Origin of the sequence: Candidimonas nitroreducens (genome assembly GCF_002209565.1) — a bacterium.
GTDB lineage: Bacteria > Pseudomonadota > Gammaproteobacteria > Burkholderiales > Burkholderiaceae_B > Candidimonas > Candidimonas nitroreducens.
Window position 1 is genome coordinate 156,327 of record NZ_NJIH01000013.1, and the last position, 11,074, is coordinate 167,400.

General features: G+C 60.2%; 14 protein-coding genes. All 14 read left to right on the forward strand.

Features of this window, described 5'->3' with window-relative positions; genetic code table 11:
- Positions 1-624 (forward strand): DUF4376 domain-containing protein, encoded by a 624-nt coding sequence (locus CEY11_RS21435; protein ID WP_088605461.1) that lies wholly within the window; start codon positions 1-3, stop codon positions 622-624.
- The gene (locus CEY11_RS21440) at positions 621-854 is read left to right on the forward strand and encodes a hypothetical protein (RefSeq protein ID WP_088605462.1); all 234 of its coding nucleotides are present in this window, start codon (positions 621-623) and stop codon (positions 852-854) included. Before CEY11_RS21435 ends, CEY11_RS21440 begins: the two co-directional genes overlap by 4 nt.
- A complete protein-coding gene (locus CEY11_RS21445) occupies positions 851-1,333 on the forward strand; it encodes a lysozyme (RefSeq protein WP_088605463.1) in 483 nt (160 codons plus the stop codon). The genes CEY11_RS21440 and CEY11_RS21445 overlap by 4 nt, the downstream gene beginning before the upstream one ends.
- A complete protein-coding gene (locus tag CEY11_RS21450; RefSeq protein ID WP_143323001.1) occupies positions 1,312-1,827 on the forward strand; it encodes a hypothetical protein in 516 nt (171 codons plus the stop codon). The genes CEY11_RS21445 and CEY11_RS21450 overlap by 22 nt, the downstream gene beginning before the upstream one ends.
- Positions 1,824-2,504, forward strand: coding sequence for a phage adaptor protein (locus CEY11_RS21455; protein ID WP_088605465.1), 681 nt, complete (start codon positions 1,824-1,826; stop codon positions 2,502-2,504). The genes CEY11_RS21450 and CEY11_RS21455 overlap by 4 nt, the downstream gene beginning before the upstream one ends.
- Positions 2,501-4,108 (forward strand): hypothetical protein, encoded by a 1,608-nt coding sequence (locus tag CEY11_RS21460; RefSeq protein ID WP_088605466.1) that lies wholly within the window; start codon positions 2,501-2,503, stop codon positions 4,106-4,108. Before CEY11_RS21455 ends, CEY11_RS21460 begins: the two co-directional genes overlap by 4 nt.
- A complete protein-coding gene (locus CEY11_RS21465; RefSeq protein ID WP_088605467.1) occupies positions 4,108-6,024 on the forward strand; it encodes a phage tail tip fiber protein in 1,917 nt (638 codons plus the stop codon). The genes CEY11_RS21460 and CEY11_RS21465 overlap by 1 nt, the downstream gene beginning before the upstream one ends.
- Complete coding sequence (locus CEY11_RS21470) at positions 6,024-6,383, forward strand: hypothetical protein (protein ID WP_088605468.1); 360 nt, start codon at positions 6,024-6,026, stop codon at positions 6,381-6,383. The genes CEY11_RS21465 and CEY11_RS21470 overlap by 1 nt, the downstream gene beginning before the upstream one ends.
- 55 nt (positions 6,384-6,438) lie before the next feature.
- Entirely contained in the window at positions 6,439-6,585 is a 147-nt protein-coding gene (locus tag CEY11_RS25295; RefSeq protein ID WP_198958957.1) for a hypothetical protein, read from the forward strand.
- Entirely contained in the window at positions 6,585-6,758 is a 174-nt protein-coding gene (locus CEY11_RS25465) for a hypothetical protein (RefSeq protein ID WP_158215406.1), read from the forward strand. The genes CEY11_RS25295 and CEY11_RS25465 overlap by 1 nt, the downstream gene beginning before the upstream one ends.
- 45 nt (positions 6,759-6,803) lie before the next feature.
- Entirely contained in the window at positions 6,804-7,433 is a 630-nt protein-coding gene (locus CEY11_RS21475; RefSeq protein ID WP_088605469.1) for a GNAT family N-acetyltransferase, read from the forward strand.
- Positions 7,420-8,247, forward strand: a complete 828-nt coding sequence (locus CEY11_RS21480; RefSeq protein ID WP_088605470.1) for a hypothetical protein — start codon at positions 7,420-7,422, stop codon at positions 8,245-8,247. The genes CEY11_RS21475 and CEY11_RS21480 overlap by 14 nt, the downstream gene beginning before the upstream one ends.
- Positions 8,248-8,259: 12 nt before the next feature.
- Positions 8,260-9,573 (forward strand): hypothetical protein, encoded by a 1,314-nt coding sequence (locus CEY11_RS21485; protein ID WP_143323004.1) that lies wholly within the window; start codon positions 8,260-8,262, stop codon positions 9,571-9,573.
- A 1-nt stretch (position 9,574) separates the two neighbouring features.
- Positions 9,575-11,074: hypothetical protein (locus tag CEY11_RS21490; protein ID WP_143323006.1), on the forward strand; the 1,500-nt coding region annotated here is incomplete at its 3' end.

Genomic DNA, 11,074 nt, shown 5'->3' on the forward strand with positions numbered 1-11,074 from the left:
ATGTTTGCTCGTGTAGAAAACGACAAAATCACTGAATACCCCGTAGATCTTCGCAAGAGCTACCCGAATATCTCTTGGCCCAAAGACCTAAGCACTGCTGCGTTGCCCGATGGCATCGTTTGGGTAGAGCCTACTGCTATGCCCGCTGTGGAATATGCGGAGGTTGCTGAGGTAGACCCGCAGATGACTGACGGTAAGTGGTATCAACAGTGGGGTACGACGCCATGGTCTGACGACGACACGAAGCAAGCGGTGCTTGCCGCGATTTCTGCCAAGAAATTTCAGGTCGAGACGGGCGGCGTCACTTTGCCTAATGGTATGTCGGTCAGAACCACCATCGACGACCAAAACAGAATCAGCAATGCTGTCTTCAACGGTCAACGTCTGGGGCTCACCGAAGTTAGCTTTCTACAGCCCGACAACTCATACGCAACGATCAGCATGGATGATCTTGTCACCATTGCTGATGCGATAGGTATGCACGTTCAAGCGTGTTTCGACGCGGGTAAGGCCCATTACACCGCAGTCAATGCCATCAAAGATTCTGTTTCTCAGACTGCGTATCAGCAGCTCGTGGCCTACGACATTACCACAGGCTGGCCTGCCAATGGGGGTTCTGCATGACGAGTGTGCCGGAAATCATCAAGACCGTTGTTGAGTACGCAAGGGCAGCGGTTGATGTTGCCGTCGATTCCAAGTTTGCGCCCGCCGCCGCGGCACCGCCTGCGGTGGTCACTTCGACAACGCTGCTCGGCATCACCTGGCAAAACTGGATGTATATCCTCACCGCGCTCTACACACTCTTGCTGGTTGTTGGCTGGCTGTGGAACGCTGCTAGGAAGTTACGTAAATGATTCCGCCGGTAATAAAGACTAGGCTGTTGCAGCTAATCGCAGGCGGTGCCAGCGCAGTAGCTATAGCCGGTGCACTGGTTGGCTACTTCGAGGGCACAAGCTACCCCGCGTACCAAGATGTCAATGGAACATGGACTGCGTGCCGTGGTCACACTGGCCCCGACGTGATCCCTCACAAGGTCTATACCGAGGCCGAGTGCCAGGCGTTCGAGGACAAGGACATTGCCAAGGCTACGGCTGCTGTGCATAGACACGTCAAGGTGCGGCTAAGCAATGTAGAAGAAGGTGCCTTGATCGACTACACATTTAATGAGGGCGAGGGGCACCTCATGTCGTCGACACTGCTGCGCAAGATTAACGCCGGCGACAAGCGCGGCGCTTGCACTGAATATAGAAAGTGGGTACTGGCCGGCGGCAGGAAATACCAGGGTTTGGTTAACCGCCGGGATACAGAGGAATGGCTATGTTCGATGGGCTGAAACCATACGCATGGCTCATAGATATTGCGGCCACGCTTGTCATTGCGGCGGGGTGCTTCTTCGCTGGCTATCACGTCCGCAGCTTAAGCGCGCAGCGCGATGCCGCCAAACTCACTGCGGGGTTGGCCACTGCAAACTCAATGGCCCAGGCCACCGCGCGCCAGGCTGACGCCCAGTATGCCTATATTACGGAGAAAGCCGATCATGATTATCAAGCACTGGTCGATTCCACGGCTACTCAAGTTTCTACCTTATCTGATACTGCTCAGCGGCTGCAGCAGCGTTTGTCCGCTGCCAAGCGTGCCCGTGCCGCCGCCTCGCATTCCGCCGCCGGCGGCAGCATTGATGGCACCGGAACCGACTGGATCTCAGGTTTCGCAGCATGCGCAGCAAGCTATCAGCAGCTGGCTACCGACGACGCCAGGCGCGCCGACAAAATAAATGGCCTGCAGCTGTACGTTAAAGGCGTCTTACAAGTACAGGGGGCACGATGAACAAGACGACCCAATCTATTATTGACCGCGTGCAGTTCATCACTAAGGACTACTCGGCTGTACGCTGGACGATGAAAGAGATGTCCGACTGGATCAACGACGCCCAGACACAGATCGCGCAGCTCGTGCCGCCGTCGGCGTCGCAGTACATGGTTCTAACTCTTGCCGAAGGCGCGCGCCAGGATCTGCGTGTCATTGATCCCGACACCCGGTGGGTTCGGCTGATGGAGCTGCTATGTAATGTGAACACAACGAGTGGGGTGGACAAGCCCACGGGCGCCACCATTCGGCTAGTGTCTCGGCCGATACTCGACAGCGCATTCCCCTCCTGGCGCAGTGTGACGCCCACAGCTCGTGCGGTAGCTGAGTATGCGATGGATGCCGGCAACGAGTTTGTGTTCGATGTGAACCCGCCGGTAGTGGCTGGCACAAAGGTCTATGCTCAGGCGTCCGTCATTCCTGCACCAGTGGCCGTGCTCAACAGCGGCAAGACTGCCCTGGACGACCCGAACGAGTTGTTTGGCCTGCCCGATGGGTACGATATCGCTGCTGTGGATTATGTTGTGTTCCGCGCGTTCAACAAGAATGCCAACGACCAGACCTACGCCGCACAGGCGTCGGCGCACTTGCAGTTGTTTCAAGCTGCGCTAGGCGGCCAAGCAAAGGCAGCATCATGAATCTGGTCTGGGACAAGTTCTCCGGCATCCGGCCTCGCGTGGATCAGCGCATGCTGCCCGACGGCAATGCCCAGGTGGCTGACAACGTGAACACGGAGCACGGCGGTATCAGCCCGATTGAGGGCACGGCTGACATTCTGGCGCTGGCCAAGACAGGTGTACAGACTATCTATCGATTCGGCCAGGCCCTGGCGAGCGCGACGCAGTACTGGTTCTGCTGGACTATTGCTGTGGATGTCGTTAAAGGCCCCATCGCCAACGATACGGCCGAGTTCACCGCATGGACAGGCGACGGCGTACCCAAGTACACCCGTAACGACATAGGCACCGCGGGCAGTGATCTGCCATCGGCGTCGCGTCCGCTCGCTGTTCCTGCCCCGACGATGGCACCGACGCTTTCTGCAGTGGGTGATCCCCCCGTCGGCGCCGGTAGCGAGACGCGCGAGTACATCTACACATTCAAGAACGAGGACAGACGCGAGGGGCCGCCCTCGCTGCCTGCCACGCTGGATATCGTCATCGGGCAGGGCGTCCAGCTTGACGACCTAGAGACTGCAGCGACGAACGGTGCGGTGCTGGGCACTAAGTGCATCTATCGTGCCCAGGCGGGTGTGTATATTTTCGTCGACGAAATCCCCATCGCCCAGACCTCGTATACAGACACAATCGATGCCGCGGACTTGGGCGACGAAGTGTGCCCGAGCATCAACTGGGACACGCCACCCGACACCATGTTCGCGCTCACGGCTGGCCCGAACGGCATGATGGCGGCGGCCGACGGCTACGACGTGTTGTTCTGCGTGCCGTTCTATCCCCAGGCGTGGCCGGGGGGCTATCGCCAGACGGTGAACTTCCCCGTGGTGGGCCTAGGCTGGTTCGCAACCACTCTGGTGGTGCTGACGACGGGTCAACCGTTCTTGATGACAGGCACGGATCCGGCAAATATTTCAGTGTCGCCGGCGAAGTTCTTCCAGCCCTGTGTGTCCAAGGCCAGCATCGTGGCGACAGCCGGTGGCGATGCCGTGGCGTCGGGCGGCGATGTCGTGTGGGCTTCCCCCGAAGGGCTGTGCTCTATCGGCCCGGCCGGAGAGCAGGTGTTGACGCAGGGCCTGTTCACTACCAAGCAGTGGGAAGCGCTGCATCCGGAAACCATCATCGGGTGCTGGCACCAGGGCTGGTACATCGGCACATATGACCCCGGCTCGGGGCGCCGTGCGTTCCGGTTCAGCCCAACGACGCAGGAATGGACGGATATGCCCGACACTTCGTTCACGGCGATGTATCGGGACACGGTATCGGACAAGCTGTACGTCTGTGTAGGCGACCACATCCATGAGTTCCGCGGCGGCGACCCGCTCGCGTATACATGGCACTCGCAGCAGGTGGTTACCCCGCTGTATGGCGTTGCCGCTGGTCGGGTCACGGGTGACTACCCAGTGACGTTCAAGCTCTTTGCCGACGGCACGCTGATGCATACCGAGACGGTTCAGTCCGATGAACCGTTTATTCTCCCCGACAGGCTGGCTCGAAGCTGGGAGATTGAGCTGAGTGGCACCAGCCGGGTGCTGCGCGCTGCGGTGAGTGACTCGATAGTGGACTTGTGATGGCCTCGCAGAAATACGGCAAAGCCTCGCGCACACCCTCTATCCCCGACATCGGCTCGGCGGATACAGCCACGATACTCAAGGCAATGAAGGAGTGGATCGAGGTACACCAGGGCGCCCGTGGTGACGGCATGGATCGCAGTGTCACGCTGCGTGATTTGCTGAACGCTGGGGTCATGACGCCCGCGGTGACGCAGGCTATATACCGGGAGTCCACGCCTGCTGCCGTGTCTGGCCCTGGAGCTAATCCCGAGCCGGCTGTGCCACCGACCCCCACCGGGCTCGTCGTGGCGGGTGCGGTGTCCACGAACATCGTGTCCTGGAACTTCGCTCGTGGGTACACTCGGCTCGCATACTTCGAGGTGTGGCGGTCTTCGACCTCGGCACTGGGGGATGCGGTTCTAATCGCGCAGGTCTATGGCACGATCTATCCCGACCCGGTGGGCGAGAACGCCACGTTCTACTACTGGGTTCGGGCAGTGTCGGATGCAGGCACAAGTCCGTTCAACGCTGTCGAGGGTGTCCAGGGCAGCACCGCTCCGAACGTGCAGGCAGTAACGGATGCGGTGACCAGCGGCATTGACACGTCGGGTTTGCTGGATCAACTCGCAATAAAAACGAGCGTGGATGGCTATGTGTCTGGCTATGGCCTTGCCAGCACGCCTGCAGAGGATGACGGTAGCTCCACAGAGTTCGCCGTCCTGTCCGACAGGTTCCTGGTCACGGGGCCTGCATCGGACGGTGTAGCCCCAGCCTCGCCGTTTTTTATTCAGACCACACCCACAACGGTCAATGGCGTCGCTGCTGCCCCTGGCGTGTATGTGACCAATGCCTTTCTGATTAATGGCGTTATTGACCATGCCAAGATCGGGCTGCTGGCTGTGGACGACGCGAACATTGCCAATGTGTCGGCGGCGAAAATCACCGCAGGCCAGATCGCGGTGGGTGAGTATATTGAGTCTACTGGCTATTTGTCCGGTGTGTCTGGGTTCCACATCAGCGGTGCTGGCACTGCGGAGTTTAACAATGTCATTGTGCGTGGCACTGTGTACGCCACGGCTGGCCAGATAGGCAGCAACACTATCGATGCGGACGGCATCCACTCTAGTAACTATGATGGGTCTACAGTTGGCTGGCAGCTCGCCAACAACGGTACGGCCACATTCATGCAGGCCGTCATTAAGGGCACTGTGTATGCGACCGCGGGCTCATTTGCGGGTGACATTAGCAGCGCCACCGGAACGTTTACAGGAAACCTGCGTGCTGGGCAGTTCGTAACAGGCGCGTATACCGGTTATGCATGGCCAGCAGCTGGCAGCTGGGGGACTTACCTCGGGCCTAGTGGCCTGTTGATTGGCAATGCCAATAGCGGCAGGTACCTTCAGGTCACTTACGATGGCCAGATTTATGCGCCAGGGTTTTCGGTCGTCAACGGTACGCTGACAATAAGCCAGGCCAATGTCATCAACACGGCGAATATCGCGGGCAATGCAATCACTACAGCAGCGACTTGGGATTTTGGCGCGCCTGGTGTGCCTTGGGATGATGCGTGGAATACTGCTGCACAGTCATCTCTAACATTTCCCGGTGGTGACTTATTCATCCTCGTCCAGGTAGGCATAGGCTCACAGACAAACTCCGGTGCTCCGGATGCTACCAAGTCTTTGCGTATCCTCCTAAATGGTGGCGAGTGGGCGCGGTGGACGATACAGAGTTCAACCACCACGTTTACGTCAGGTGGTGAAAGTGGGGATTCCTATAACTACATATATGTCCCTTTTAATGCGTCCTGTGCATGCATATGCCCAGGTGTGGGCGGCTCCATCACGATCACCATACAAACCTACAACACAGGTACGTACTATTCCTCCATCGGCACGAGCTTAAAAATGTGGGCTTTCATGAGGCAGCGTTGATGGAAAAATTCTACATACACACAGACGCGCAGGGCCGCATACTCTACCGTGTCAGCCTGGATGAAATCCCTGGCGCTGCTATGGTAGAGCGCGGCGAGCTTATCGAGAGTGATGCACACCCGGACACGCATTACGTGCTAACCGGAGTCCCCGCTTTGCGGCCGACGCAAGCCACTAAGCTCACTGGCAAGACACTCACGAAACTGCCCGTGCCGTGCGCGATCATCATCGATGGCACAACTTACGACTGCGCTGATGATCACGCCGACCTAGAGTTTGACGCTCCCGGTTCGTACCGCGTCAGGGTCGTGGCGCACCCTTATCTCGATAAAGAGTTCACCATTGAAAATCCGGCATAACACGGGGTATGTGCCCCCCACATACAGGGAGCTTCGCGCCCGTGCATATCCTCCCGTGCGCGACCAGCTTGATGCCATCTACAAGCTCGCGCAGGCCATGCGTGACGCCGGTACCCCGCTGCCGCCCGAGGTGGAGCAGTGGATTGATGCGTGCCAAGCGGTCAAACAGAAATACCCTAAGCCGATTGATGGGGGGTCGTGATGGTCTATCTCTACAACGGATTCTTGCAGTACGCAGGCTGGGTGGATCACCCCGACGATTGCCCAGACGGGTGTGAGTACACCGAGGACGCACCGCCTGCCGAGCCCTGGCCGCAGGGCCAGTACCCGTTCTACCTGGATGACGGCTGGGAGTTCGTCGAGGTTCGTCGTTAGTACCATCAAGATGGTAAAATAGTAGCAACTTAGCAGAATGAATACATGGACTTACCAATCCGACCCATTCTCTGCGATGTAGTGGGCGGCTACTTGGGGCAAACACTGACACCCGAGGTAGCGGCCAGGTTGACGGCGGACGTTCTTACACGCTGCTACAACGGCCCTATCTCCATTGAGGGCGTTGCCCCCCAGCGCGTGGGGTCTTACCTGGTCGAATGTTCCCGGCTGGCAGACGACCTGGACGGGTTGAAAGCGCTGCACCTGCAGCACTGGCGCGAGACAGAGCGCCACCGCCAGGGGCTTGAGTTCAATCCAGATTACAACCGCGCGTTGGATCTGGAGTGGCAGGGGCGGTATCTACTTATCGTCGCGCGCCACATCGATGGCGCCTTGGTCGGCAACTATGGGCTGTATATCTCCCGATCAATGCACACCCAAACCTTAATGGCAACCGAGGACACGCTGTTTCTGGCCAAGGAGCACCGGCGGGGCAGGCTGGGTATCTCGATGATCCGCTACGCGGAGCATGCTTTGGAGCAGCTGGGTGTGCGGGAGTTGAACGTATCCGTGAAGCTGGTCAACGAGGTTGGCCCGATGATCGAGCGCATGGGTTACGAGCCCGTGGGCACACAGTACACAAAGATCTTAGGAGGTGACCATGTGCGCACCTGACATACCTGACACCTCTGCTGCGACGAAAGATGCTATCGCGGCCAATAGTGCGATATCCAACCGCGAGCTGGATCAGCAGCAGTCGCTGATGGATTACTACATGAGCCGCCAGGATAAGGTTGATGACATCTCCAACCAGGTATCCCAGCGCGAGCTGGGTCTGGCTGAGGAAGAAGCCGCCCAGGGCAAAGACTTGTTCGACTACCAGAAGCAGGTATTCCGTCCGGTCGAAGAAAGCTTGGCTGACCAGGCTATGCAAGACTCTACCCCCACCTACTATGAGCAGTTCGCCCGCGACGCGATGGCGACTCAGGCTAACGCCAATGCGACATCGCAAGCCGCCCTGGCGCGCACGCTCGCTGGCATGGGCGTAAACCCGAACTCGGGGGCTTACACATCGGCGATGCGTGGGCAGGCCATCACGAACGCTGCGGCAGTGGGCGCGGCCGGCAACACGGCGCGCGAGCAGGCCCAGCAGCAATCATGGAATGAACGCGCGGGGGTGGCAAACCTTGGCCGCGGCTTAGTGGGTGCAGGTAATGCGTCCTACGGTCTGGCTACAGGGTCTAACACCGCAGCGTCTGGTGCGCAGACCAGTGCATCGGGTGCAGCCGCCGGCACCATGGGGACGCCAGCGGCTTATGGCAGCCTGGGGGTTACTGCCGCAGGTAATGCCGCGAACGAGTACACCAATCTCTACCAGGCGCAGGTACAGGCGTCCATGCAGACCGACCCGCTTATGAGCGCCCTGGGTAGTGGTGCGGGCTACTTCCTAGCATCGCCGAACGCGGCGAAGCTGGCGTCTGCGATCTAATAGGAGAACACTATGGCAAGTGCAATGGGATCGTTCGCCGCGGGGTTGGTCAACGGCTTCATCACTGGTAAGAAGATGCGAGCCGAGCAGGAGCTGCATGACCTGCAAGTCGCCAAGCTCAAGAAAGACCAGGCGATGCAGGACGAACTGCAGGCCACCAGCCAGCCCGTGAAGCCTGTGCAGACTTACGTGGTGACCACGCCCGACGGTAGCAGCCAGACCTATGTGGACAAGAAAACCGCACAGGCAGCGCAGCAGGCGTATGGGGGTAGCGCGCAGATGACGCCCGCGTTCTCGGTGGCGGGCCAGACGTTTACTGACAAGGATCAGGCGAACTCTGCGGCGGCGATCCAGAACACCCCGGTCATGCAGATGCAGCGCCGCATGGAGATCGCCAACCGATACGGTAACCCTCAACTGGCTGATGCCTATGGCAGGGCGTATTCGGACGCGCTGGCTACGGGGCGCTCGGCGCTCTATGACACGGTGGCCCAGGCGCGGGCAACAGGGGATCCGCAAGCGGTGATCCAGGCGTACAACGCATCGCTCGCGCCCACGGGCAGCAAGATTGCGCTGGTGGGTAATGGCAACGGGGCCATGGTGCTTCGCACCACCACGGCGGCCGGCAAGACCTTTGACCAACCGGTCAAGGATATGGGCGCGTTTTTCGACATGGCCGAGAACGCCGCCATGAGTTCGTCGGCCAACGCGGTGGCGCTGCACCAGTTGGCCCAACGGAAAGCTATCGCTGATGCACAGATAGCCACTACGCAGCGGGGCCAGGATCTGGCGCACTCGGCGGCTATGGCCAACGTCGGTGTGGCACAGCAGGGGCTGACCCTGCGCGGCAAGCAGTTTGATTTGCAGCAACAGCAATTCGACTGGACGAAAACCCACCCACAGGGCGCGCAGCCACGCACCATCAGTGGCGTGGACAAGAACGGAAACACGGTGTTGTCGACAGTGTATGGAATACCCAATGGCGATGGCACGTATGGGGTGGGGTATGCACCGCCCGTAACAGTGCCTGGCATGTCTCCCATCGGAGCCTATAACAAAGATCCGCTTACCGCGATGATCGCTGCGCAGATAGTGGCGAAGAACAAAGGCGCTGCGCCGGGCACCCCGTCGCTGAATGTGACGCCAGACGCGCTTAAGGCGTTGATCGAGTTGAACAAAGGTAAGGGCACTCCCGCACCAATGGCTACACCAAGCGCCGCTCCGGCAGCGGGTGCATTGGGCAGTACGCCGAGCAGTGGTTATGTCATCCCCGCGAATGCGCCGCCGGATGCGTCCAGCCAGTATGGCCTGAACATGGGAATGTGACATGAACCTTGTCGAGCTGCGCCAAGCGCTGGGCGGCCTGCCGAATCTCACCGACGATGAGATCACGCAGGCCGTTGCCGCGTCCAATGGCATTACCCCCGACTCACCGCACTATGCGGCGATAGCCGACCAGTTCAAGGGCTACAACCGCACCTGGGGCCAGGCTCTTGGCGACACGGCCATCGCCGGCGGCCAGGCTGTGCTGGGCCTGGGCAAACTCGCCGGTGAGGTCGGTGGAGCTGTCATCCCTGGCGTGCATGCCTACGATAATCCCGTTACCAATTTCTTTGGTGGCCTATCCAACGACCTGGGCTCCATGGAATCCCAGGGACTGCAAAACCGGCAGGCTAGCGCAGACCGCAACATCCAGATCGCAGCACAACGCGCCAGGAATAGCGGGGCCAGCCGTGCTGGTCAGCTAGGAGCCGAGGCTAAGGCGCTCGTGCAGAACTACTGGGACAATCCCCAGCTGGCGCTGCAGGACGCCATCCCGCTTGGGGTTCAGTTCCTCGCTGCGGGTGGCGCCGGTAAGCTGGTTCAGGGTGGCGCGAAGCTGCTTGGGCTTGGGGATGGCGCCGCGCGCGTGGCGGGTACAGCAGCCGGTGTCGGTGGCTTTGCCAAGATGCAGGGTGCTGCAGTCGGCCAGGATACCTATGACCAGGCGCGGGCACACGGCGCTTCGGTAGACCAGGCGTCAGAAATGGCTGGGCGGGCGGACGCTAAGACTACGGCCGCAGCTGCGGCCCTGTCGTTCGTCCCTGGCGGGGCCACGATTGAGCGGTCGATGCTGGGTGGAGCGACGCTACCGGAGCGGTTCGGCTTGGGGCGTCTTGGCACGATAGCTCGCACGACCGCCACGGAATCGGTGGGGCAGGGCGCGAGCCAGGGCTATGGAACCTACGCCCGCAACCAGGAGCTTCAGCAAGTAAACCCCGGCCAAGACCTATGGCAAGGAGTTGGTGCCGCCGCGGCGCAGGGCGCACTGACCACCGCGCCCATGGCGTTGCACGCGAGCATGCGCACGAGGCCGCCCCGCACAGAGACAGGCGAGATTGATCTGACTGACTCCACGCCGAAGGCAACGCCCGACCTTGGCTCAGACATGAACGTGTCTGTGGCGCCCAACGGGGACACGGTGCGCTGGCCGAAGGATCTGGACACGCCCACGGCTGCCCGTGGCATGCAGCCTGCGGCACCTGGCGGCGCGGTGATGCCCGTGCCTGGGCTGAATGTACCCACTGCACAGCGTCGTGCCCAGATTGCCGGCCCGGTAGACCAGCGCGCGGCGATGGCAGCCAACGAGATGGGGCCACAAGCCCCTGGTCGGTTCGTCGGCCCGCAGTATGACCCGGCGTCTATGGTTGATCTTGCTGGTCAGCAGGTCAACCCAATGCAGACGACGCCTGCGACGATGGCGGATCTCTACCGGCCGGCCGAACCCGTACCTTTCACGGGGCTGGTGCCTGACGCTGCCGCACCCGCTGCACCGCCCGACTACACC